The organism is Lacrimispora sp., assembly GCF_031982545.1.
Lineage (GTDB): Bacteria > Bacillota > Clostridia > Lachnospirales > Lachnospiraceae > Lacrimispora.
In genome coordinates this window covers 109,367-132,164 of the sequence record NZ_DALYXB010000001.1, presented here as the reverse complement: position 1 = coordinate 132,164, position 22,798 = coordinate 109,367, and the positions used below count along the sequence as shown (strand labels likewise).

Genomic DNA, 22,798 nt, shown 5'->3' with positions numbered 1-22,798 from the left:
AAATGTGCTATACTATGCTGATGAATCAGCCGTAAGAAAGGAAAGGCAGCAACACAATCATGGATAAAAAACGAAAAAAACGTTTTAAGTGGAATATAAGCCAGACACAGTATCTGGCTTATGGCTTCTTAGGCATTATATTGACTGGAGCACTTCTTTTAATGCTCCCTTTTTCCAGTAAGGATGGGCAGTCAGAAAATTTTATCAATTGCCTGTTTACGGCTACCAGTGCTACCTGCGTAACAGGTCTGGTAGTCAGGGACACTTGGACCCAGTGGACACTTTTTGGTCAGATTGTGATCATGACCCTGATCCAGATCGGAGGACTTGGTTTTGTTACAGTGGGAGTTTTTATATCCATCGTACTGAGACGTAAAATCGGTCTGAGGGAACGTGGACTTTTGCAGGAGAGTGTGAATACCCTTCAGATCGGAGGAGTGGTAAGGCTGGCAAAAAGAATTATTAAAGGAACCTTTTTGTTTGAAAGTGTGGGAGCAATTTTATTAGCAATCCGGTTTGTTCCCCAGTATGGAATTTTAAGAGGCGTTTTTTATGGTATTTTTCATTCCGTATCTGCGTTCTGCAATGCGGGATTTGACTTAATGGGACATATAGAACCTTATAATTCATTTGTATCATACTACGATGACTGGCTGGTTAACCTGGTTATTATGTCCCTGATTATTATCGGTGGTATTGGCTTTATCGTATGGGATGATATTTATAAGAACCGGTTACATTTCAATAAATATATGCTTCATACCAAAATCGTACTGGTTACGACTTTTACTCTTGTATTTGGTGGAGGACTCCTGTTTTATTTGCTTGAGAGAAACAATCTCTTAGTGGGAATGAACGCTAGTGGTCAGATACTGACTTCCCTGTTCAGCTCTGTAACGGCCAGAACGGCAGGTTTTAATACCACGGATACCCATGCTTTGACCGATGGCAGTAAGCTTTTTACCATCATTCTTATGTTTATTGGAGGAAGCCCGGGTTCTACTGCCGGAGGTATTAAGACTACAACTTTATTTGTACTTCTTATGTGTGTACATTCCAACATCAAACAGTCTTATGGAGTCAATGTATTTGGAAGGCGTCTCCAGGAGGAGGCCATTAAGAGGGCAGGAACCATTTTATCAATCAATCTGTTTCTTGCACTTGCAGCCTCTCTGGTGATTATGGCTAATCAGTCTCTTGGTTTTTCTGATATTCTGTTTGAGACGTTTTCGGCTATAGGAACGGTCGGCATGACCACTGGAATTACCAGAGATCTAAGTACATTTTCCAGAGTTGTTATCATTTTACTGATGTACTGCGGAAGAATCGGCAGTCTTTCATTTGCGCTTGCCTTTGTACAAAATCACAAAATAGCTCATGTGGAACAACCCGCAGAAGCGATTAACGTAGGATAAAGAAAAGGAGTATATTCATGAAATCAATTTTAATTATTGGCCTTGGCAGGTTTGGACATCATCTTTGCATCAATATGGCAAGTCTGGGCAATGATGTTATGATCGTAGATCAGAAGGAAGAATGTTTGGAGGATTTACTCCCCTATGTGACAAGTGCAAAGATTGGTGACTGTACCAACGAAACTGTGTTAAGAAGTCTTGGTATTTCCAACTTTGATATCTGCTTTGTGTGCATCGGAACCAACTTCCAAAGCAGCCTTGAGATCACCAGTCTGGTGAAGGAACTGGGAGGCAGACGGGTAATCAGTAAGGCAAACAGAGATATCCATGCAAAATTCCTTTTAAGAAACGGTGCTGATGAAGTAATCTATCCTGACCGTGATATTGCTGAGAAGACGGCGGTTCGTTACAGCACAGATCATGTTTTTGATTACATTGAGCTGACTCCTGAGTATTCCATTTATGAGATCCCGCCCCTTCCGGAATGGGTGCATAAATCTATCAGAGAAGTTGATATCAGAAACCTGTATCATATCAGTGTTCTTGGAATTAAACGGGAAGGAAGGGCACAGCTTATGCCTCCTGCAGACTATATTATTCAGGCGCAGGAGCATTTGATGGTAATTGGCAGGAGAGAACATATTGACAGTATATTAAAAGAGATGAAATAGGATTTTCGGAGGTATGATGTCTGTCTGGCTGGCTGAGAACTGGGTAACTATTATAATATTGATCATAATTATGGTACTGGTATTTTTTGCTGTCCGCAGCTTACGAAACAACAGAGGCGGCTGCGGATCCGGCGGCTGTGAAAACTGCTTGGGTTGCAACGGGGGCAGAAATAAGGATAAAAAGAACAGGAAATAAGGATGAATAGAAAGAAGGAAACGGAAGAATGATTATGTTCTGCCGTTTCCTTCTTTGTGTTCTTATTTTAAGTCCAGTTTTAAGTCTCCAAATTGAATCCAGCCCGCTTTTCTAAGGAGTTCTCCAAGGGGCAGTGTGATAAGTGCCGGCAGAAGAAAGCAGACAAATAAAATGCCCAGCCACATACTTTTTCCGCCGCCCATGGCTGTATAAACACCAATGGGTCCCACCAGTCCGCAGGTTCCCATTCCTGATCCGGCTGGTATATTTTTCAAATGGAATACCATGGTTGCGACAGGACCTGTAATCATGGATGCCACAGTAGGAGGAATCCAGATTTTTGGATTTTTCACGATATTTCCCATCTGCAGCATGCTGGTACCAAGACCCTGAGCCATAAGACCTCCCACTCCGTTTTCCCGGAATGAGAGAACGGCGAATCCCACCATCTGGGCACAGCATCCCGCCGTTGCAGCTCCGCCTGCCAACCCATCCAGGGAAAGGGCAATGCAGATGGCCGCGCTGCTGATGGGAAGGGTTAGGGCGATTCCGATGAGGGCGGATACCAGTATGCCCATGTAGAATGGCTGCAGTTCGGTGGCAGTCTTTACAAGACTGCCGAACCAGCTCATAAATCCGGCTACACCGGGTCCTACAAACTGAGCCACTAAAACACCGGAAATAATCGTAACGCCCGGTGTTACAAGAATATCCAGACGTGTTTCCTTTGATACCATTTTCCCTAATTCCGTTGCAATCACTGTTGCTGCCAGCGCCCCAACTGGTCCGCCAAGCGCATTGCCCGCGATCCCTACAGTAGCTGCAGAGAACAGTACCAGCGCAGGGGCGTGAAGAGCATAGGCAATGGCCACACCCAAAGCTGCGCCCGTGGCACTTTTTGCAAAATCTGAAATCACGTTAAACAGTTCTAAGTTGAACTGCTTGCCCAGGGTCCCGAAGATGGTTCCGATCAATAGAGACGCAAAAAGGCCAAATGCCATAGCACCCAATGCGTCAATGAGATAGGTCTGGACTGTGATAGTGACGTTCTTCCTTTTCAGGAATTCTTTTACGCCGCGTTTTTCCATGGTTAAAAATCTCCTTTTTGTTTGGTGCACACATTTGACCTTAAGCCAAAGCAGTTGCATGTATTTTACCATAGTATAACCAAAATTCAAGTTTTTTTTATAATTATATATAAAACTGATAAAACGTTAACAATATGCAGAGAAAAACCATGGGGCCTCTGCTTGACTTTGTCCTTTGTTTGTGACACAATAAGTAGTTGTAGTTCCTGTTAAACTCTGGAAAGAAAAGAGGTATTGATTCGTATGACAAAGATTGATATTATATCCGGTTTTCTTGGAGCCGGAAAAACGACTTTTATTAAGAAACTTCTGCAGGAGGCTGTATCTGGTGAGCAGGTTATCCTGATTGAAAATGAATTTGGAGAGATCGGAATTGATGGTGGATTTTTAAAGGATTCCGGCGTGGAAATCAGGGAAATGAACTCCGGCTGTATCTGCTGTTCACTGGTTGGCGATTTTGGACAATCCTTAAAAGAAGTACTTACAACCTATCATCCAGACCGTATTATCATTGAACCATCCGGCGTAGGTAAATTATCCGATGTAATGAAAGCGGTTAAGGATGTAGCAGCTGAGATCCAGGTAACGTTTAACAGTGCAGTTACCATTGTTGATGCCCAGAAGTGTAAGATGTACCGGAAGAATTTTGGTGAGTTTTTTAACAATCAGATTGAAAATGCCGGAACAGTGGTATTAAGCCGTACCGATCTTGCACCCGCTGACAAAGTGGATCTTGCAGTCGAAATAATCAGAGAACTGAATCCAAAAGCAGTAGTTGTTACAACTCCCTGTGATGAATTAACTGGAAAACAGCTCCTTGAGATTATTGAAAAGCCGGACACGATGGAAGAAGACCTGTTAAAGGAACTGAAAGAGCATCATGACCATGATCACGATCATGACCATCACCATGAAGAGGGAAGCTGTGGCTGCGGAGGCCATCACCACGACCATGATCACGACCATGAAGAGGGAAGCTGCGGCTGCGGAGGCCATCACCATGACCATGATCATGACCATGAAGAGGGAAGCTGTGGCTGCGGAGGCCATCACGACCACGATCACGACCATGAAGAGGGGAGCTGTGGCTGCGGAGGCCATCACGACCACGATCACGACCATGAAGAGGGGAGCTGTGGCTGCGGAGGTCATGACCATGACCACGATCATGATCACGGAGAAGGTTGCAGCTGCGGCCATGACCACGACCACCATCATGCTGACGAAGTGTTTACCAGCTGGGGCCTTGAGAATGTGTCTGCTATGAGCAAGGAGACACTTGACCGGATTCTTGACGAACTTGCTTACGGCGATGGTTTTGGAGACGTACTTCGTGCCAAAGGCATGATTCCTGGCATAGATAAGGGAACGTGGCTTTATTTTGATCTGGTTCCGGAACAATATGAGATCAGAGATGGTATCCCGGAGTACACCGGTAAAGTTTGTGTAATCGGGGCTAATTTAAAAGAAGAAGAATTAAAACTTGCCTTTGGCAAATAATTGGACTGGAGGAAATCATGAGTAATATCGACGAAATGGAAGATGATTTTATGCCGGTTTTCCTGATCGATGGATTTTTGGAGTCAGGAAAGACCCAATTCCTTCAATTCACTATGGAACAGGATTATTTTAAGGCGGAAGGAAAGACACTTCTCATTGTCTGCGAAGAGGGAGAAACTGAGTACAGTGACGAGCTGCTGAAAAGAACAAAGACGGCAGCTGTATACATTGACAGTCTGGAGGAATTAAGCCAGGAGAGACTTTTGGAACTGGAACTTTTGTATAATCCGGAGAGAGTTTTAATTGAATGGAATGGCATGTGGAATTTGGATGATTTAAAGCTACCGGATGACTGGAACGTTTACCAGCAGATAACGCTGATAGATATGTCTACCTTTGATCTGTATGCTGCCAATATGAAGTCCCTTTTGTATGCAATGGTACGCAATTCCGAGATGATCATCTGCAACCGCTGTGATGGAATCGAGGATCTGTCTGGCTACCGGCGTACATTAAAGTCCATGTGTCCACGAGGAGAAATCGTATTTGAGGATTCAGATGGGGAAGTGAATGAAATTGCAGAAGAGGACTTACCTTATGACATCAGTGCTGATTTAGTGGAGATATCACCAGAAGCTTATGGAATCTGGTACCTGGACTGTATGGAGCGGCGGGATCGCTATGAAGGAAAGACGGTGGAATTTACCGCAATGGTTTTAAAAACTCCAGACTTTCCAAAGAATTACTTCGTTCCGGGGCGCATGGCAATGACCTGCTGTGAGGATGATATGACATTTCTGGGCTTTATCACCAAGTCCAGAGACGCTAAAGATCTTGAGACAAAACAGTGGGTTCGGGTGAAGGCACGGATTGCATATGAATACTGGAAAGATTATGAAGGGGAAGGACCGGTTTTATATGCCGAGTCTGTAGAACCTGCAAAGCCAGTGAAAGGGTTTGTACAATTTTAAATTAAATAAGATCTGCTGAGTAATAAAAAGGACGAATTGCTGTATACCAGTTAAGGTTATACAGCAACTCGTCCTTTTAAAGTTCTGTTATTTCATCGGCGGAACCGGTGTAGGTCTTGCCGGATCAAATACATCAGGTACATTAAATAAATCATTCAGGCTGTCAGGATAGTAAAACATCCGGTAACCATCTAAATTTCTTCTGGCCTGTCTGAAGTAATCAGGTCCAAGCTGCATCCACACAGGCTTGCTTGCGTCTACGTTACAGAAGTAACGAAAGCCTTTGGATTTTAAATATGTAAAACGTTCGTTGCTGTCTGTGTAAGGAGTCCAGCTTCCGATATCACTTCCAAATGGAAACAGGATGATATCAGTAGGACCGATAATGGATTCCACATTGCGCTCCCATTTATCCGTATCTGTCTTAAAGTGAGTCATGGAAATCTCACCCATGTTCCGGTGCCCCCAACTGTGGGAAGACAGTTCCCAGCCGTGATCCTTTAATGCCTGTGCAACCTTTGCAGCCTCCTGACGGTCTGCTTCATAGTTTGGGTTGGTATCTTTATAAGCTTCGTCGGTGCGATAGCCTAAAATTCCGTTGTATCCGGTAAAGGCAAGAATTCCCCTTGCCCCCTTATAAGAAAAACCTGGATGGGTTTTTATAAAATTCTCAAGGATTGGTACTAAATCATAATCGCCTACAGAAACACTTCCGTCATCCATCTGCATCTCACAGGTGGGATAACCGTCCTCTCCAATTATAATTCGGGTGGCAAAGCCATCGCCTTTCATATATTCATAGTAACATACATCATCCTGTGACAGTACAAAAGCCTTTTTTCCAGGAGGCAGCATAATGTCTCCGTATACAAACTTTGGATTACCGTTCTCATCCTTCTTTTCATACGCCAGATCATGAATTTTTACAAGTACGTAACCCTTGTCATACATGGATTGCATCATTTTAATAAATTCATCTTTCGTCGTCATCATCTGGTTATAACCATCCTGCTTGGAATCACCGTCAAACGCTTTTGAGGTATCCATAATCAGTGAGTGGAAAAATATATGGGTGACTTCCTGTGGATTAATACGGACAAGGGCAGCTTTGGATGTCTCGTAATCGGAAACAGCTTTGGTTACCTCTTCCTTTTCCACAAACCTGGTGTCTGATTTCAGAAGATTAATGGCTCCGTCATAATCGTATTGGGAAGCAAGCTGCTCTGCGTTTGATAAAATAGCCTTTAAATCTGCTTCTGATGTATCAGCCGGGGTGGTTTCCTCAGTAGAAGGCTGTGCCTCGCTTTCAGAAGAAACAGCAGCCGATGAGCCGGCAGGTGTCAGCTTATGATGCAGCTTCTTATTGATAACAATTCCACAGAGTACCATGACCATTACAATCAGCAGACCAATCAGGATAATTGCAATCATGTTTTTTGAGTGTTTTGGCCCTTTTCCAACATTCCATTTACGATAATCATTTTGATTCATAACGAAACCTCATAATTCTGTTATATTTTTGGTTGAATCTATTACTAAAATAACATTCCCTGTCCAAGTATAGCATACTTTGTAGAAAGATGAAATGAAAATGGGGTAATTTTTTTTGGGAAAAGTGGCATATGTATGGGAAGCAGTCCCATACAATGATATAAAGCTATAGATCAGAGGAACGTGTATAACATGAAAAGAGTTACAGCATTTATATTAAGCTTTTTTCTGCTATTTTCCTGTTTGTGCCAGACAGTGGCAGGGCAGGAGCCGGATATAGCGGTTGCCTCGGACATGATTGTAAAAGCAGAAGAGGCCCAGGCGGTTAATACAGAAGGCGGCCCGGCCCTGCAGTCTCCAAGTGCGATTTTAATGGAAGCATCTACCGGGCAGGTCATTTACGAAAAAGATGCGGATGAAAAAAGAAGTCCTGCCAGCATCACTAAAATTATGACGCTCATCCTTATTTTTGATGCTCTGGAATCAGGTAAGATCAAGCTGACCGATGAGGTTGTAACCAGTGCCCACGCAAAATCCATGGGAGGATCTCAGGTATTTCTGGAAGAAGGAGAAGTACAGACGGTTGAAACCATGATCAAATGTATTGTTGTTGCGTCAGGCAATGATGCATCCGTCGCCATGGCGGAGTACATAGCAGGAACAGAGGATGAATTTGTAAAGATGATGAATGAGCGGGCGGCAGCTCTTGGAATGACAAATACCCATTTTGAAGACTGCTGCGGTCTTACAGAATCCCCCACCCATGTGACAACTGCCAGAGATATTGCAACCATGTCAAGGGAACTGATTAATAAGTATCCACAGATTCATAACTATTCAACGATCTGGATGGAAAACATCACTCACGTTACGAAACAGGGAACAAAGGAATTTGGTCTCTCAAACACCAATAAGCTTTTAAAAATGGCAACAAACTTTAATGTAACGGGTTTAAAGACTGGATCTACTTCTATTGCAAAGTACTGTCTTTCTGCAACTGCAGAAAAAGATGGTGTCCGGCTCATTGCTTCCATTATGGCAGCGCCGGATTATAAGGTAAGATTTGCAGATGCCCAGACCCTCTTAAACTATGGTTATGCAAACTGTAAGCTATATGAAGATAAAGAGATGCTGCCCCTTCCGGATATGATTGTAGATAACGGTGTGGACGAGAAAGTTCCTTTAAAATACGGCGGTTCCTTTTCTTATTTAAGCTTAAAGGGAGAGGACTTTACTGCAATAGAAAGGAAACTGGAGCTTGTTCCGTCCGTGTCTGCTCCGATTGAAGAAGGCCAGCCGGCAGGAAACCTTGTATATAGTCTTGGCGGAAAGAAGATCGGCGAAGTTCCGGTTCTGACAGCAGGAGCTGTGCGGGAAGCTAAATTTGGAGATTATTTAAAACGGCTTCTTCATGCGTTTAGTTTGTAGGTGAATTGGTTGAAAAAGAGCAAGGGGCAGAATTTTTCTGCTCCTTTCCTGATTTTGTGTGCATGGGCGTCCAACAGAGAGTCATGTGTTCCAGGACACTCATTTATTTTTTCGATATTCTCCCGGCGTCTTATGAAAGGTTTCCTTAAAAATCCGGTTAAAGTGCTCTGGATTTGTATAGCCAATTATTTCGCAGATGGAAGAGATGCTTAAGTTTGTAGTTTTAAGTGCCCGGCAGGCTTTTTCCAGACGTATATTCCGGATAAGCTTAGTAAAGGTCTGACCTGTATGTTCCTTGACCAGCTTGCTGAAATGGGGGACCGAAAAGCCGAAATGTTCTGCAGCAGAGGAAAGAGTGATATCCATAAAGTGTGTCTGAAAGTAATTCAGGATATCAGGCAGGGCAAGGTTTTTATGAGTGGTATTTAAAAAGCTTTCCAGATGCTTTTCATGCCGGCGCAGCAGGATCGCCCAGAATGTGAGAAGATAGCTGTCCAAAAGGGGATCAGAGTACTTTTCGTGTCCGTAGAATTCAATATAAATGTCTTCGATCAGATTGCAGATCACCTCATCTGACCTGGTATGAAACAGCAGGTAATTGTTTTCTGTTTTTTTATACAAGGTATAGGCAAAAAAGTGGGACAAAGCATTGTTGTTGGCAAACAGCTCAAAAAAGGTTGAATGGAAGGCATTGGATTTAATCATGATATTAATCACGACACTGTCATCAAATACGGCAATGCTGTGCCTTGTTTTAGGAGGGATAATACATAAATCTCCGGTTTTGCACACTCTTTTTTTCCCCTGAATGGTATTGGAGCAGGCGCCGGAATACACGTAAAAGCATTCATAAAATTCATGCTCATGAATAAATTCTGGAGTATAGCGGTTATGTTTATTAATGTAAATATTCTGTGAGGAGGATTTAAAAAATGCGTTTTCAGAGATATATGGATGCCAAATTGGGTGCAGGCAGGGAACATATAGCTGGCGCCGTTCAATATATTTTTGGTCCAATGAATTTACATATGAGGAAAAAGTCTGGGGAGAGCGTTGCTCTGCATCAAAAAGACGGTGGTAAAATTCTTCATCTTCATTATATGAAAAAATAAATTCTTTAAATTCATTCTTGTATATTTTCATGACAGCTTCCTCCGATCGTAATCTTTTTATTAGTGTATCATGTTAAAAAATATCAAGTCAATAACATAAATTAGTCATTAGTCAAAACCTTTTCATGATGATAGTATACAACTATCAATAAATAAGGAGAGGCTGAGAAGATGGATACGTTTGAAAAAGAGATTAAAAAAAGCAAGTGGAGGCAGCGGATTGGTTATGGTTCTTCTGATTTTGCCTGTAATCTGATCTGGCAGGTAATTTCATTATACTTATTATACTTTTATACAGATGTGATGCATTTAAATGCAGCGGCAGTAAGCGTCATGTTTCTGGTAACTAAAATTTTTGACGGATTTACAGATTTGGCAGTGGGGATTCTTATTGACAGAACCAATACGAAATGGGGGAAATCCAGACCATGGATTTTTGCTGGTGCGGTGCCGTTTGCAGTGACTGCATTTCTGGCATTCAGTGTACCGGATATTTCACAGAAGGGGATGCTAATTTATGCATATGTAACCTATATGCTGCTATCTCTTGCCTATACCATTGTAAATATTCCTATGGCCTCCATACTGCCGTCTCTGACTGCTGATCCGCAGGAGAGAACCAACCTGGCCACCAGCCGTGTGTTTTTCTCTTATATGGGTTCTACGGTAGTATCTGCTTTTGCTCTCAAGATGGTAGACCGTTTTGGCAACGGAAATGAAGCGGTAGGATTTCGAATCGTAATGATGATTTTTGGTATTGCAGGCTGTTTGGTATTCTTCTTCTGTTTTTACAATACAAAAGAGAGAGTGCGTATCAATGAAGAAAAGGTAAGCCTGAAGGCCAGTATAAACTGTCTGATTCACAATAAGCCGTGGTTATTGTTTGCTGCCAATATTATCTGGTTTTTCGGCGGTTTTATCATTCAGGCAGGAGCCATTATATATTACTTCACTTACAACTTAAACAATAAAGAACTTTCAAGTGTGGTGGCGACGATTACAACTTTAATCCCTGTTGCTACAAATCTCAGTGTTCCGTTTTTGGCTCGTATGACTTCAAAAAGGAATCTGATGATAACAGGCTCTGTATTTCACGGTGCAGGACTTCTTATTGTTTTTGCTGGAGGGACCTCAGTTCCCGTTGTGATTGCAGGCGTGACAGTTGCAGCTCTGGGATATGGACTGAAGGGAAGTATGCATTTTGCCATTCAGCCTGATCCGGTGGATTATGGTGAATGGAATTCAGGAGTTAACATTGCAGGAACCATGTCAGCCGTAAATGGATTTATAGGTAAGGTGGGAATGGCAGTTGCAAGTTCTGTTGCAGCAGCACTTTTGGCATCCAGCGGCTATGTGGCAAACGCACAGGTTCAGACAAACTCTGCTTTAAATGCCATCAGTGCCATGTATATATGGATTCCGCTTGCAACCAATATATTAACTATCATTACGTTTCTGATGTATGATCTGGATAAAAAACTTCCGCAGATCAACAGAGAGTTAGAGGAAAGAAGATTGGAAAAACGTTAAGAAAGGAATAATTATGGCGGCAGTCAGTATTGATTTGGAGATGAAGAGAGTTACCAATGAGGCATTTGTAGAGAAGGCAAAAAAGCTGGAGGGTAAGCTGATAGAAAATCTGGTAAAACCAGTGGGAATTGTAACAGTAGATGAGAAAGGGAAAATCCATCCAGGGGCAAAGCTTAAAGATTTACCCGGCATGTTACTGAAAAAAGGAGATTCTATTGTTCTGGATTTTGAAGATCATCAGGTGGGCTATGTAAGCATAAAGTTAAAATCAGCCGGAAGTCCTCAGGATGCACCTGCATACTTAAGACTGAAATTCGGTGAAATTGCCAAAGAATTAATAGAAAAATCCGAGGATTACAATGGCTGGATCAGCAGGGGGTGGATTCAGGAGGAGTATATACATATTGATGTGCTTCCCGTATGTCTTAAGCTGCCCCGAAGGTATGCATTCCGCTTTCTTGAGATTTATGTGGTGGATACCTCTTTAAAATATCAGGTGGTGGTAGAGGAAGTTGTATGCAGGGCTGTTTCTGCAGTTAGTATGGAAGGGGTGGCGTGTGTTGCTGACCCGCTCATGAAACAGTTGGACAGAGTCAGCTTACGAACTCTTCAAAACTGTATGCAGTCTGTGTTTGAGGATGGACCCAAACGTGACAGGCGCCTTTGGCTGGGGGATTTAAGGCTGCAGGCACTTGCCAATTACGAGACCTTTAAAAACTATGATATGGTCAAACGATGCCTGTATCTGTTCGGCGGTCTTACAAGAGACGACGGAGCCATCGGAGCCTGTCTTTTTACAGAACCGGAGTATATTGTAGATGATACATTTTTCTTTGATTATTCTTTATTTTTCATATCCACTTTAAAGGATTATTATGAGGCTTCAAAAGATCTGGAAACCTTAAAGGATCTTTGGCAGCCGGCTTACAGACAGATCGAACTGGCAAGAAAGCGTTTTAATGATAACTATATAATTGAGGGCAGCGATACGTTCTGGTGCTTTGTTGACTGGAAAGAAGGACTTGACAAACAGGCCAGTGCTCAGGCAATCTATATCTATACATTAAATGCAGCGATTGAACTTGCTAAGGTCCTGGGGGAAGCAGAACTTGCAAAGCAATTACAGGAGGAAAAGGGGTATTGCATCAGTGCGGCTTTGAAGTATTTATGGGATGAAAAGCTTCATGTGTTTATCAGTGGGGCCAGACGTCAGGTCTCTTATGCAAGCCAGGTATGGATGGTACTGGCAGGTGTAATAAAGGATCAAGAGGCCAGTGCGCTTTTAAAACATATTACTGAGATGAATCCAGATATGGGAATGGTCACACCTTATATGAATCATCATTATGTGGAGGCGCTGATTCTGTGCGGGGAAAAGAAAATGGCAGTGGATTATATGAAATATTACTGGGGAGGTATGCTTTCTTACGGGGCAGATACGTTCTGGGAACTGTATAATCCGGAAAATCCGGAGGAATCGCCTTATGGTTCATCGGCTGTAAACAGCTATTGCCACGCATGGAGCTGTACTCCGGCCTACTTGCTGCGAAAACTGGAGAAGGAGGAAAAGAACAATGGAATTTCTTGTAATTGATGCAGGCGGTACATTTATTAAGTATGCTCTTATGAATGCAGACGGGGAATTTATTGAAAAAGGCAAGGTTAAGACCACGGTTTGTGAAAGTGAGAATCTGGAGAATTATCTGGAAACTCTGTATTCCATTTTTAAAAAGTATGAAGGCAGAGCAGAGGGGATTGCCATGAGTGCTCCCGGGATAATAGACAGTGAAACAGGATACTGCTATACAGGCGGGAGAATAAGCTGTGTGACAGGTCATAATATGGTTGAACTGCTTCAGGAGAAATGTAAAGTGCCTGTTACAATTGAAAATGACGGGAAATGTGCAGCTTTGGCAGAAAAATGGCTGGGGAGTCTGAAAGACGTAAATAACGGAATTGTCCTTGTACTGGGAACTGCGGTAGGAGGTGGCCTGATTATCGACGGTAAGATTTATAAAGGAAACCATTTTTCAGCAGGAGAATTCAGCTACATGGCAGTATCAGATGAAAATCTGGATCAGATGAGCGGATATTGGGGAACTGCAGGAGGAGCGACTGCCCTGATCAAAGCGGTATCAGAAGAAACGGGAATTCCCAAGGAAGAGCTTGATGGTATCCGTATTTTTGAGATGGCAGAACAGGGAAATCCGGAAGTGTTAAAGGGGTTGGACCGCTATACGAAACAGCTTGCAGTCCGGATTTATAATTTACAGGTACTGTTTGATGCGGAGCTGGTGGCGATCGGAGGCGGAATCAGCAAACAGCCGCTTTTGATTGAGTATATCAGAAAACATGTGGATAAATTCTGCAATGAAAATCCTCTGCGGAAACTGTCTCCTTATTTACCAAGACCGGAGGTTGTTGCCTGCCGCTATTTTAATGATTCGAATCTGATTGGAGCCCTGTATCATTATAGAAAGAAAAGAAACATTGATTTTCAATTACACTGACTGGCTTTTATAAGACACCTTTCACGCGATCCTGCGTCTAAGGTGTCTTTTATATTTAAAGTATTTTTCTAATGGGTGTTGACAACTAATATTATATAGCATATAATAACACTATATTATACAACATATAATATAAATATATAAATAATATTATAGATGAAGATTAAAAGTCAGAGGAAAGGTGGTCAATCGTGGGAGCAAAGCGTTTGTACCGTTCAGTGAAGAACAAAGTTTTATGTGGAGTTTGTGGAGGGATTGGTGAGTATCTGGCTGTAGATCCGGTTATGATAAGGCTGATATGGATTCTGCTTATGCTGTTTCAGACATGGAGACATTTGTTTCACCTGATAACCGGGGCATCCTTAATCGGCGGAAGTATTGCCATTTATATACTTGCAGCAGTGATCATACCAAAGGATCCGGGAGAAGGCAGAGAGTAAAGATATCCCCAGGCAGAAAAGATAGGAGTGGACGTATGGTTTTTAACACAGGAGCAGCATTATTGGACGCCATTGTCCTGGCAGTCGTATCAAAAGACCAGGAGGGAACTTACGGCTACAAGATCACCCAGGATGTAAGAAATGTTATTGAGATTTCAGAATCAACGCTTTATCCTGTTCTTCGAAGACTTCAGAAGGAAGAATGTCTGGAAGTATATGATCTTGCATACGATGGAAGGAACCGCAGGTATTATAAGATTACGGAGAAAGGGCGGATACAGTTAAATCTCTATAAAAGCGAATGGGCAGGTTATTCGCAGAAGATATCCCGAATTTTTGAGGAGGCACATATATGAACAGGGATGAGTTTATGAGAGAGCTGGAATATCTGCTGGCGGATATTCCTGATGAAGAAAAAGAAGATGCAATTGAATATTACAGAGATTATCTGGAAGAAGCAGGGCCGGAGAATGAGGAATCTGTAATACGGGAATTTGGAAGCCCGGAACGGATTGCAGCCATGATCCGGGCCGATATGAACGGGCATTTAAAAGAAGGTGGTGAATTCACGGAAAGTGGCTATCAGGATGAGCGCTTTCGGGATCCCAATTACCAGATGGCAAAGCGCTACGATCTCCCGGAGGTTACGGTGCAACCGGAAAAAGACAGCGGGTTTTATGAACAGGAAGGTGAACCCGTCCGAAAAAGACGAAAGGATGACAGACGTACAATTAAAATTATTTTATGGATTGTTCTGATCATTGCAGCTTCTCCCATGCTTTTTGGCATTGGCGGGGGAATACTGGGTATATTGGCAGGTCTGATAGGAGTGCTGTTTGCAGCGGTGGTTGCAATAGGAGCGATCACGTTCGCCTTCCTGGCAGCAGGATTTGCCCTGGCGGTAGCTGGTTTTACTACCATGATCATTCACCCTCTGGACGGAATATTGCTTCTGGGTCTGGGGATACTGATTCTTGGTCTTGGTCTTGTTTCCCTGGCCGTTTGCGGTGTATTTTATGGAAAGTTTCTACCGTTTCTGTTTCGAAGCTGTATCGATCTGTTTAACCGGTTGTTACACGGAAGGAGGGCGCGGACATGAGCAAATTTATGAAAAAATGTGTGATTGCAGGAATAATTCTTGTAGTTGCTGGCGGTATTATGGCTACTACAGCGGTAACCTATGGAGCTGATCTTCGGGATATTATTCCAAGGGGAAGCGGCTTCTGGAAAGATTCATTTTCTGATTTCTCATTTGAGGATCTGGATTATGAAAACCAGCCGAAAGGGACTGAAAATTATTATGATTTTGATTCGGATCTTGAAGTTCCGGAAGAAAAAGGTCAGCAAATTTATACCACCGGTACTGCAAAAAGCCTGAGTGTAGATATCAGAGCAGGAAGGGTTTTTATCGTAGAGGATCCTGCTGTTAGTGAGTTAACCATATATTGCAATAAAAAGGATGGGAACTGGAATTTAAAAGATGAGAATGATGAGATTGATCTGACAACCGGGACTGGATTCCTGTCAGATGAAACGGATCTTGTGATGACGATCAGCGTGCCCCCGGGGTATCATTTTTCAGATGTTGATTTATCAGTTTCCAAGAAGAAAGGGATGCATGGCATGGATCCTATTATAGCCTGTCGGTCCATATCTGCTGATGACATGAACCTTAATGTAAAGGCGGGTGCACTTTCCGTGAGACAGGGTAATGTGGGCGATTTAGACATTAAATGCAGCGTTGGAGCTGTGGAATATACCGGTACAACCACCGGTGATATTAACGGAGAATGCAAAGTAGGTGCAGTCCTGCTGTTTCTTTCAGGCCAAAAGGAAGATTACAATTATAAGATTCAGTCAAGGATTGGAGGAATAAAAATCGCAGATGAACAGATGGCAGCCATTGCCGGCAAAGATAGCTGGGATTATTCCGCCAGTAAGGACATGAATTTAGATTGCAGCACAGGTGGGATAGAAGTGAAATTTTATGAATAATAGATTAGCCTGGTGACAACAAGAGAGGAGATTAAAACATGGAGAAAAAATTATACCGTTCTGATACGGACAAAATGCTGTGTGGTGTATGTGGTGGAATTGCAGAATATTTTGATGTAGACCCTACAATTATCCGCCTTTTATGGGCTATTCTTGCCTGTACAGGTTCCGGAATTGTAGCCTATATCATTGCAGCCGTGATTATACCAAAAAGATAACGTAAAACAAAGAAGAGAGAAGCTTTTTTTGCTTCTTTCTTTTTTGTTTTTGTAAAATGGAGTTTATTTCCATTTGAAACGGGCATACTCTTTTTAGATTTATGAAAGGAGAACGACAGTATGCCAAAAGGAAAAAAAACAGAACCCTTCGATCCCCGCAATTTAAAACCGGAGGAGGTACTTAAATTTGAAATAGCCACAGAGCTTGGTCTTGATGAGAAAGTAATAAAAGGAGGCTGGCGCTGTTTAAGTGCGAAGGAAAGCGGCCGCATCGGCGGTCTGATTACCAAGAGAAAAAGAGAATTGAAGAACGATGCAATGGAGAAAAAAGAGGAAGTATAGGTAAAAAGCAGGAAATTCCTTGCACCGGAAGCAAAAATCTTTTATAATATTTTTCGAAGAGGAAGAGAAATATGGATAAAAAAGAATTGCGATGCGGATTTACCACTGGTACCTGTGCGGCTGTTGCTGCCAAAGCTGCGGCAGCAATGCTGCTTATGGGAAACCAGTTACAACATATGAAGCTAATGACGCCAAAAGGGACGGAAGCTGATCTGCCCCTTTTTCATGTTGTCATGAAGCCGGACAAGGTGTGGTGTGCGGTGAAAAAAGATGCAGGTGACGACCCGGATGTAACAGACCAGGCGCTCATCTATGCATCTGTGGAATTATTAGATGAAACTGGAGAAGGAGCATCTCCGGCCGGCTGTTCGTTTGTCAGAGAAAAGACCGGAGAATTCGGGCAGCTGATTTTAACAGCGTCGGAAGGTGTGGGCCGGGTAACCAAACCCGGCCTTTCTTCACCTGTGGGATATCCGGCTATCAATCCAGTACCCAGAAGCATGATTTTTGATGAAGTGGATGAAGTAAGAAGAGCGGCTGATTATAAAGGTGCCCTGCTCATCTGCATCTGGATTCCGGAAGGCAGGGAACTTGCAGAAAAGACCTTTAATTCAAAGCTGGGAATTATAGGCGGATTGTCTATTCTTGGAACAACAGGAATTGTAAAACCCATGAGTGAAGAGGCACTGACTGCCACCATTTCGCTGGAGCTTCATATGAAAGCGGTGGCTGGTCTGAAACGGGTGATACTGACACCTGGCAATTATGGGGAGTCTTTTATAAAAGATCAGTTAAATCTTCCGATCGGGGAAGGTGTTACCATCAGTAATTTTATCCGGCAATCCTGTACTATGGTGAAGGAAGAAGGGTTTGAACAGATCCTTTTTGTGGGGCATATCGGGAAACTGATTAAGGTCGCGGGAGGGGTGGAAAATACCCATTCCAGATACGGAGACCGTCGTATGGAGGTGCTTTGGGATTGCGCCAGAGAGTTTTTAAGCAGTGATAAAAAAGAAGTGATTCTGCAATCCAACACCATGGAGACGGCAGCGGGGATATTAGAAGAGATGGGAGTCCTAAAACCGGTGATGTCCCAGGTGGTAAACAGAATAAAGGTATATATGACAGAGTGGACAGGAGGAATTCCAGTGGAAGTTATCACATTTTCCAACACACTTGGTATTCTTTCCATGACGCCGGATGCTCTTAAAATGATAAAACAATAGATAAGTAATTGGACACAGGAGGATAACAAATGGCTGGAATCATGTATGGTATTGGGGTAGGGCCGGGAGATCCGGAACTGATGACTTTAAAAGCGGTACGAAGAATCCGGGAAATGGACGTAATTGCCATCCCTCACAGCGATAAAAATAGTTGTACGGCATACCAGATTGCAAAAGCGGCAGTTCCTGAGATCGAGGAAAAGGAATGCCTTTATCTGCCCATGCCCATGACAAAAGATAAGAAAGTTTTAAAAGACAGCCATGAATCTGCGACAAAAGCGGTGATGGAACGGCTGGACAGAGGGGAGAATGTGGGATTTATTACCCTTGGAGATGTGACCATTTATTCCACCTGCAGTTATCTTTTAGAAAGGCTGTGGAAGGAAGGGTATGCCACACGGCTGGAAAGCGGTATCACATCATTTTGTGCCGTTGCCGCCAGGCTTGGGATTCCTCTGGTAACGGGAGCGGAAGAGCTTCACGTAATTCCTGCTTCTTATCAGATAAAAGATGCATTAAAGCTTCCTGGTGTTAAGGTTCTTATGAAAGCAGGAAGACAGATGAAAGCGGTTAAGGAAGAGATCAGTGCTGGGGGTTTTGAGGCTGTTATGGTGGAGAACTGCGGCATGTCAGATGAGCGGGTCTATCAATCGCTTGTGGAGATACCCGACGAGGCAGGTTATTATTCATTGATCATAGTGAGGTAAATATGGTACATATAGTTGGAGCAGGTCCGGGAGCACCGGATTTAATAACAGTCAGAGGAAAAGAACTTTTAGAAAAAGCGGATGTCATTATCTATGCAGGTTCCCTGGTAAATCCCGCTCTTCTGGATTATAAAAAGCCAGACTGTGCTGTTTATGACAGTGCAAAGATGACTCTGGAAGAGGTGATTGAAGTAATGGTACAGGCAGAATCCGGTGGGAAAATGACGGTACGCCTCCATACAGGAGATCCCTGTATTTACGGTGCCATCAGAGAGCAGATGGACGAGCTGGATCACAGGGGGATTTCCTATGAAATCTGTCCGGGTGTCAGCTCCTTTTGCGGAGCGGCTTCTGCAATGAAGATGGAATATACACTTCCTGAGGTAACACAGAGTGTGATTATTACCAGAATGGCTGGGCGTACTCCGGTACCGGAACGGGAATCCATCGCGTCTTTTGCAGCTCATGGTGCAACCATGGTGATTTTTTTAAGTACAGGAATGTTAAAGGAACTGTCAAATGAGCTGATTCGCGGCGGATACACACCGGAAACACCGGCAGCCATTTGCTATAAGGCAACATGGCCCGAGGAAAAGACCGTTGTTTGTACTGTTTCCACATTGGAAGAATGCGCCCAGAGGGAGCAGATACGTAAGACAGCTCTGATTCTGGTGGGAGATGCGGTGTCGCAAAGCAATTACAGCCGTTCTCTTCTTTATGATCCATCGTTTACCACTGAATTTCGGAAAGGAACCGGGGAGACGGAATGAGAATTGCTGTCATTTGCTTTACAGAGGCAGGAGCCAGTACAGCTATTAGGCTGATGGAAGGACTACTAAAAGAGGGAGAGCTTTGTGAGGGCTTTGGAAAAGGACCGGGATTAAGGCCCCTGACTTCGTCTTTGGGAGAGTGGACAAAAGAGCAGTTTATTGATAAAGACGGAATTGTGTTTATTGGAGCCATGGGGATTGCAGTCCGTTCCATTGCGCCCTATATAAGAGGAAAAGCAGTCGACCCTGCAGTGGTGGTATTAGATGATCAGGGGAGATTTAGTATTTCTGTGCTTTCCGGTCATTTAGGGGGAGCCAATGAACTGGCAGAACGTAGTGCCCAGATTACGGGAGGTCAGGCGGTGATTACCACTGCTACCGATATACATGGTAAATTAGCAGCAGATTTATTTGCAAAAAGGCTGGGACTTGCCATTTCAGAGCTTAATATGGTTAAAAAAGTATCTGCAGCTGTTTTAAGGGGAGAAACGGTTGGATTTCACAGTGATTTTCCCATAGATGGAAGACTGCCGGAGGAATTATGCTTAGATGCAAAAGCGGATACCGGCCTGTATATCACAATTTCAGATTCTGGGGAGAAGGGAAAAACGGATCATCTCCTCAGGCTTGTTCCAAAGATTCTGATACTGGGAATCGGATGCAGGAAAAACACCTCTGTTACTGCCATAAAAGACGGGGTAACCCGTGTATTAAAGGAACATAATATATCCTCTCTTGCCATTGCGGGGTGTGCAAGCATTGACTTAAAGAAAGAGGAAGAAGGACTCTGTAAATTTGCCAGAGACACAGGCGTTCCCTTTTATACCTATCCGGCAGAGATTCTTGCAGGAATCGAGGGGGAATTTACCTCTTCTTCCTTTGTAAAGCAGATTACAGGTGTGGACAATGTATGCGAGCGGGCAGCACTTTGCTGTGTAAAGGAACTGGGGGGCGGAAAACTGATCATTAAAAAAGAAGCGGCTGCCGGTGTGACAGTTGCTGCTGCAGTCTTAGATTGGAAGGTAATGATATGAAAACAACAGGTAAATTATATGTGGTTGGAATCGGCCCTGGAGCCTATGAGGATATGACAATCAGGGCGGTGAATGCGTTAAAAGACAGTGAGATCATTGTGGGATATACGGTGTATGTGGATCTTTTGCGGGAACATTTTCCGGAAAAAGAGATGCTTACTACCCCTATGCGCCAGGAGCAGGAACGGTGCCAGATGGCTATTTTAAAAGCCCAGGAAGGAAAACGGGTTGCCATGGTATGCAGCGGTGATTCCGGTGTCTATGGAATGAGCGGCCTTATCCTTCAGCTGGCAAAAGAGTCACCAGACTTAGAAATTGAAGTGATTCCCGGTGTTACAGCAGCCTTAAGCGGAGGAGCTGTACTTGGCGCTCCTCTTGGCCATGACTTTGCAGTGATCAGTTTAAGCGATCTTCTTACTCCGATGGAGCTGATTGAAGACAGACTGAAGTATTCTGCCTGTTCTGATATGGCGATTTGTTTATACAATCCGTCAAGCAAAAAACGGGCGGATTATCTGAAAAATGCCTGCGAAATTGTGCTGCAGCACCAGAAACCGGAGACGGTCTGCGGGCTTGTAAGAAACATTGGCAGAGATGGGGAAGAGATGGAGGTATTAACTCTTTCCCAGTTAAAAGATACCAATGTGGATATGTTTACTACTGTTTACATAGGAAATTCCATGACCAGAGAGATCAATGGGCGAATGGTCACACCGAGAGGATATAAAAATGTGTAAAATACTGATTTTTGGAGGTACAACAGAGGGGCGGCTTCTGGCCGAATTCTGCCATGAAAACCAGCTTGAAGCATGGGTCAGCGTTGCTACCGGATATGGGAAGATGCTCCTTTTGGAAAGCCGGTTTCTCCATATTCACAACACTCCCATGGACGCAGAAGAGATGGGAGCATTTATCAGGGAAAAGGGAATTACCCTTGTATTAGACGCCACCCACCCCTATGCAGCGGAAGTAAGCCGGAATATTGTTCATGCCTGTACTCAGACAGGAACAAAACGCTTAAGGATACTGCGGGAATCGTTAAAAGACAGTGGAGATGGAGATCATGTGGTCTGGGTGGATTCCATGGAGGAGGCCATCCGGTTTTTAAACCAGAATGCAGGCAATGTGCTGGCAACTACAGGAAGCAAGGAACTTGACTGGTATACAAAGGTTGAGAACTGGGAGGAACGGGTCTATGCAAGAGTGCTTTCTTCTTCCTCCGTTCTGGCTGCCTGTGAACAGCTGGGATTTAAGGGAAACCGGATCATTGGGATGCAGGGACCATTTTCTCTGGAATTGAATCAGGCTATGATCCGGCAGTTAAATATCCGTTATCTCGTCACAAAGGAGGCTGGTCATGCAGGAGGGTTCTTAGAAAAGCTGCAGGCAGCTTCTTTCTGTAACATTACAGCCGTTGTAATCGGACGCCCCATAGACGAAGAGGGTGTGGGATTAGATGAAGTAAAAGAGATTTTAATAAAGAGGAAGTCCTCAGAGACTTTTAGTTGTAAAGGGGCTATTTATTTAATAGGAACCGGAATGGGCGGGCCGGAGCAGATGACTGTAAAAGCATTAAAAACTCTTAAGAGCTGCCAGGTTGTTTTCGGGGCGAAGCGGATTCTTCATGATATTGGAGACTTAAACCCTGAGATATTAAAGCTTCCCTATTATTTAAGCAAGGATATCCTTCCCTGGCTGAATGAACATGGAGAGTATCAGCGGATTGCCGTTCTTTTCTCTGGTGATGCCGGTTTTTATAGCGGTGCGGAGAAAATGGCAGCAGCCCTTTTAGAAGAACCGTATTCTGAACTTTATGAGACGGAGATTCTTCCTGGAATTTCTTCCGTATCCTATTTATGCGCAAGACTGAAAACCGGCTGGGAGAACGTACGGCTGATCAGCCTTCATGGACGAGACTGGGATCTTCTGGAAGAACTGAAACATCACCAGAGAATATTCGCCCTGCTGGATAAGCGTAATTCCGTAAATGCTTTGTGCAGTCTTTTGGAGGAGAATGGATATGAGCATGCGCGCTTATCTGTAGGCCAGCGGTTATCCTACGAGGATGAGAGGATTACCACAGGTACACCGGTAACGCTTAAGAACCAGACGTTTGATATCTTATCGGCAGTATTGATTGAGAGGTAAAAATGA

Annotated in this window: 24 protein-coding genes; 21 read left to right on the top strand and 3 right to left on the bottom strand. The window is 43.5% G+C overall.

Going from position 1 to position 22,798, the window contains the following annotated elements; translation table 11 throughout:
- Positions 1-59: 59 nt before the first annotated feature.
- From ABS301_RS00600 to ABS301_RS00590, 3 genes are read left to right on the top strand one after another with little or no spacing between them, the layout of a single operon-like run.
- Entirely contained in the window at positions 60-1,415 is a 1,356-nt protein-coding gene (locus ABS301_RS00600) for a TrkH family potassium uptake protein (RefSeq protein ID WP_349670346.1), read from the top strand.
- Between the two features lie 17 nt (positions 1,416-1,432).
- A complete protein-coding gene (locus ABS301_RS00595; protein ID WP_349670345.1) occupies positions 1,433-2,086 on the top strand; it encodes a potassium channel family protein in 654 nt (217 codons plus the stop codon).
- 13 nt (positions 2,087-2,099) lie between these two features.
- Entirely contained in the window at positions 2,100-2,282 is a 183-nt protein-coding gene (locus ABS301_RS00590; protein ID WP_349670344.1) for a FeoB-associated Cys-rich membrane protein, read from the top strand.
- A gap of 62 nt (positions 2,283-2,344) precedes the next feature.
- On the opposite strand, the gene ABS301_RS00585 is transcribed toward ABS301_RS00590, so the two are convergent.
- Positions 2,345-3,370 (bottom strand): PTS sugar transporter subunit IIC, encoded by a 1,026-nt coding sequence (locus ABS301_RS00585; RefSeq protein WP_349670343.1) that lies wholly within the window; start codon positions 3,368-3,370, stop codon positions 2,345-2,347.
- Positions 3,371-3,613: 243 nt separating this feature from the next.
- Here ABS301_RS00585 and ABS301_RS00580 point away from each other — a divergent pair, with 243 nt between their 5' ends.
- Together ABS301_RS00580 and ABS301_RS00575 are read left to right on the top strand one after the other, a co-directional pair.
- Positions 3,614-4,870, top strand: coding sequence for a CobW family GTP-binding protein (locus tag ABS301_RS00580; RefSeq protein WP_349670342.1), 1,257 nt, complete (start codon positions 3,614-3,616; stop codon positions 4,868-4,870).
- 17 nt (positions 4,871-4,887) lie between these two features.
- A complete protein-coding gene (locus ABS301_RS00575) occupies positions 4,888-5,841 on the top strand; it encodes a TIGR03943 family putative permease subunit (protein WP_502877921.1) in 954 nt (317 codons plus the stop codon).
- A gap of 87 nt (positions 5,842-5,928) precedes the next feature.
- On the opposite strand, the gene ABS301_RS00570 is transcribed toward ABS301_RS00575, so the two are convergent.
- Positions 5,929-7,230, bottom strand: coding sequence for a polysaccharide deacetylase family protein (locus tag ABS301_RS00570; RefSeq protein ID WP_502877926.1), 1,302 nt, complete (start codon positions 7,228-7,230; stop codon positions 5,929-5,931).
- A gap of 294 nt (positions 7,231-7,524) precedes the next feature.
- Here ABS301_RS00570 and ABS301_RS00565 point away from each other — a divergent pair, with 294 nt between their 5' ends.
- Positions 7,525-8,760: a D-alanyl-D-alanine carboxypeptidase family protein gene (locus ABS301_RS00565; RefSeq protein ID WP_349670340.1), complete on the top strand. Its 1,236-nt coding sequence runs from the start codon at positions 7,525-7,527 to the stop codon at positions 8,758-8,760.
- A 99-nt stretch (positions 8,761-8,859) separates the two neighbouring features.
- Here the strand turns inward: ABS301_RS00565 and ABS301_RS00560 are convergent, their stop codons facing one another.
- Positions 8,860-9,903, bottom strand: coding sequence for an AraC family transcriptional regulator (locus ABS301_RS00560; protein WP_349670339.1), 1,044 nt, complete (start codon positions 9,901-9,903; stop codon positions 8,860-8,862).
- Between the two features lie 140 nt (positions 9,904-10,043).
- Here ABS301_RS00560 and ABS301_RS00555 point away from each other — a divergent pair, with 140 nt between their 5' ends.
- From ABS301_RS00555 to cobK, 15 genes are all read left to right on the top strand, one after another.
- Entirely contained in the window at positions 10,044-11,402 is a 1,359-nt protein-coding gene (locus ABS301_RS00555; RefSeq protein ID WP_349670338.1) for a glycoside-pentoside-hexuronide (GPH):cation symporter, read from the top strand.
- 13 nt (positions 11,403-11,415) lie between these two features.
- Positions 11,416-12,996: an alpha-L-rhamnosidase-related protein gene (locus ABS301_RS00550; RefSeq protein WP_349670337.1), complete on the top strand. Its 1,581-nt coding sequence runs from the start codon at positions 11,416-11,418 to the stop codon at positions 12,994-12,996.
- On the top strand, positions 12,977-13,912 hold the full coding sequence (locus tag ABS301_RS00545; protein WP_349670336.1) for an ROK family protein: 936 nt from the start codon (positions 12,977-12,979) through the stop codon (positions 13,910-13,912). The genes ABS301_RS00550 and ABS301_RS00545 overlap by 20 nt, the downstream gene beginning before the upstream one ends.
- 191 nt (positions 13,913-14,103) lie before the next feature.
- Complete coding sequence (locus ABS301_RS00540) at positions 14,104-14,352, top strand: PspC domain-containing protein (RefSeq protein WP_170821772.1); 249 nt, start codon at positions 14,104-14,106, stop codon at positions 14,350-14,352.
- A gap of 35 nt (positions 14,353-14,387) precedes the next feature.
- A complete protein-coding gene (locus ABS301_RS00535) occupies positions 14,388-14,708 on the top strand; it encodes a PadR family transcriptional regulator (RefSeq protein WP_104438483.1) in 321 nt (106 codons plus the stop codon).
- Positions 14,705-15,451, top strand: coding sequence for a DUF1700 domain-containing protein (locus tag ABS301_RS00530; RefSeq protein ID WP_349670335.1), 747 nt, complete (start codon positions 14,705-14,707; stop codon positions 15,449-15,451). The genes ABS301_RS00535 and ABS301_RS00530 overlap by 4 nt, the downstream gene beginning before the upstream one ends.
- Positions 15,448-16,347, top strand: a complete 900-nt coding sequence (locus tag ABS301_RS00525) for a hypothetical protein (protein WP_349670334.1) — start codon at positions 15,448-15,450, stop codon at positions 16,345-16,347. The genes ABS301_RS00530 and ABS301_RS00525 overlap by 4 nt, the downstream gene beginning before the upstream one ends.
- Before the next feature lie 38 nt (positions 16,348-16,385).
- Positions 16,386-16,565 carry a PspC domain-containing protein gene (locus tag ABS301_RS00520; protein ID WP_104438486.1) on the top strand — a complete coding sequence of 60 codons (180 nt, stop codon included), beginning with the start codon at positions 16,386-16,388 and terminating at the stop codon, positions 16,563-16,565.
- 120 nt (positions 16,566-16,685) lie between these two features.
- On the top strand, positions 16,686-16,907 hold the full coding sequence (locus tag ABS301_RS00515; protein WP_349670333.1) for an alpha/beta-type small acid-soluble spore protein: 222 nt from the start codon (positions 16,686-16,688) through the stop codon (positions 16,905-16,907).
- Positions 16,908-16,978: 71 nt separating this feature from the next.
- The gene (gene cbiD, locus ABS301_RS00510) at positions 16,979-18,133 is read left to right on the top strand and encodes a cobalt-precorrin-5B (C(1))-methyltransferase CbiD (protein WP_349670332.1); all 1,155 of its coding nucleotides are present in this window, start codon (positions 16,979-16,981) and stop codon (positions 18,131-18,133) included.
- A gap of 29 nt (positions 18,134-18,162) precedes the next feature.
- A complete protein-coding gene (gene cobI, locus ABS301_RS00505; protein WP_349670331.1) occupies positions 18,163-18,840 on the top strand; it encodes a precorrin-2 C(20)-methyltransferase in 678 nt (225 codons plus the stop codon).
- 2 nt (positions 18,841-18,842) lie between these two features.
- Positions 18,843-19,610 carry a precorrin-4 C(11)-methyltransferase gene (gene cobM, locus ABS301_RS00500; protein WP_349670330.1) on the top strand — a complete coding sequence of 256 codons (768 nt, stop codon included), beginning with the start codon at positions 18,843-18,845 and terminating at the stop codon, positions 19,608-19,610.
- Entirely contained in the window at positions 19,607-20,644 is a 1,038-nt protein-coding gene (locus tag ABS301_RS00495) for a cobalt-precorrin 5A hydrolase (RefSeq protein WP_349670329.1), read from the top strand. Before cobM ends, ABS301_RS00495 begins: the two co-directional genes overlap by 4 nt.
- Entirely contained in the window at positions 20,641-21,381 is a 741-nt protein-coding gene (cobJ, locus tag ABS301_RS00490; RefSeq protein WP_349670328.1) for a precorrin-3B C(17)-methyltransferase, read from the top strand. Before ABS301_RS00495 ends, cobJ begins: the two co-directional genes overlap by 4 nt.
- A complete protein-coding gene (gene cobK, locus ABS301_RS00485; protein WP_349670327.1) occupies positions 21,374-22,792 on the top strand; it encodes a precorrin-6A reductase in 1,419 nt (472 codons plus the stop codon). The genes cobJ and cobK overlap by 8 nt, the downstream gene beginning before the upstream one ends.
- Positions 22,793-22,798: the final 6 nt, after the last annotated feature.

What these genes read in the sequence shown, in the direction of transcription:
- ABS301_RS00600 (WP_349670346.1), top strand. Translation starts at nt 60, where the DNA reads ATGGATAAAAAACGAAAAAAACGTTTTAAGTGGAATATAAGCCAGACA.
- ABS301_RS00595 (WP_349670345.1), top strand. Translation starts at nt 1,433, where the DNA reads ATGAAATCAATTTTAATTATTGGCCTTGGCAGGTTTGGACATCATCTT.
- ABS301_RS00590 (WP_349670344.1), top strand. Translation starts at nt 2,100, where the DNA reads ATGATGTCTGTCTGGCTGGCTGAGAACTGGGTAACTATTATAATATTG.
- ABS301_RS00585 (WP_349670343.1), bottom strand. Translation starts at nt 3,370, where the DNA reads ATGGAAAAACGCGGCGTAAAAGAATTCCTGAAAAGGAAGAACGTCACT.
- ABS301_RS00580 (WP_349670342.1), top strand. Translation starts at nt 3,614, where the DNA reads ATGACAAAGATTGATATTATATCCGGTTTTCTTGGAGCCGGAAAAACG.
- ABS301_RS00575 (WP_502877921.1), top strand. Translation starts at nt 4,888, where the DNA reads ATGAGTAATATCGACGAAATGGAAGATGATTTTATGCCGGTTTTCCTG.
- ABS301_RS00570 (WP_502877926.1), bottom strand. Translation starts at nt 7,230, where the DNA reads ATGGTACTCTGTGGAATTGTTATCAATAAGAAGCTGCATCATAAGCTG.
- ABS301_RS00565 (WP_349670340.1), top strand. Translation starts at nt 7,525, where the DNA reads ATGAAAAGAGTTACAGCATTTATATTAAGCTTTTTTCTGCTATTTTCC.
- ABS301_RS00560 (WP_349670339.1), bottom strand. Translation starts at nt 9,903, where the DNA reads ATGAAAATATACAAGAATGAATTTAAAGAATTTATTTTTTCATATAAT.
- ABS301_RS00555 (WP_349670338.1), top strand. Translation starts at nt 10,044, where the DNA reads ATGGATACGTTTGAAAAAGAGATTAAAAAAAGCAAGTGGAGGCAGCGG.
- ABS301_RS00550 (WP_349670337.1), top strand. Translation starts at nt 11,416, where the DNA reads ATGGCGGCAGTCAGTATTGATTTGGAGATGAAGAGAGTTACCAATGAG.
- ABS301_RS00545 (WP_349670336.1), top strand. Translation starts at nt 12,977, where the DNA reads ATGGAATTTCTTGTAATTGATGCAGGCGGTACATTTATTAAGTATGCT.
- ABS301_RS00535 (WP_104438483.1), top strand. Translation starts at nt 14,388, where the DNA reads ATGGTTTTTAACACAGGAGCAGCATTATTGGACGCCATTGTCCTGGCA.
- ABS301_RS00530 (WP_349670335.1), top strand. Translation starts at nt 14,705, where the DNA reads ATGAACAGGGATGAGTTTATGAGAGAGCTGGAATATCTGCTGGCGGAT.
- ABS301_RS00525 (WP_349670334.1), top strand. Translation starts at nt 15,448, where the DNA reads ATGAGCAAATTTATGAAAAAATGTGTGATTGCAGGAATAATTCTTGTA.
- ABS301_RS00520 (WP_104438486.1), top strand. Translation starts at nt 16,386, where the DNA reads ATGGAGAAAAAATTATACCGTTCTGATACGGACAAAATGCTGTGTGGT.
- ABS301_RS00515 (WP_349670333.1), top strand. Translation starts at nt 16,686, where the DNA reads ATGCCAAAAGGAAAAAAAACAGAACCCTTCGATCCCCGCAATTTAAAA.
- cbiD (WP_349670332.1), top strand. Translation starts at nt 16,979, where the DNA reads ATGGATAAAAAAGAATTGCGATGCGGATTTACCACTGGTACCTGTGCG.
- cobI (WP_349670331.1), top strand. Translation starts at nt 18,163, where the DNA reads ATGGCTGGAATCATGTATGGTATTGGGGTAGGGCCGGGAGATCCGGAA.
- cobM (WP_349670330.1), top strand. Translation starts at nt 18,843, where the DNA reads ATGGTACATATAGTTGGAGCAGGTCCGGGAGCACCGGATTTAATAACA.
- ABS301_RS00495 (WP_349670329.1), top strand. Translation starts at nt 19,607, where the DNA reads ATGAGAATTGCTGTCATTTGCTTTACAGAGGCAGGAGCCAGTACAGCT.
- cobJ (WP_349670328.1), top strand. Translation starts at nt 20,641, where the DNA reads ATGAAAACAACAGGTAAATTATATGTGGTTGGAATCGGCCCTGGAGCC.
- cobK (WP_349670327.1), top strand. Translation starts at nt 21,374, where the DNA reads ATGTGTAAAATACTGATTTTTGGAGGTACAACAGAGGGGCGGCTTCTG.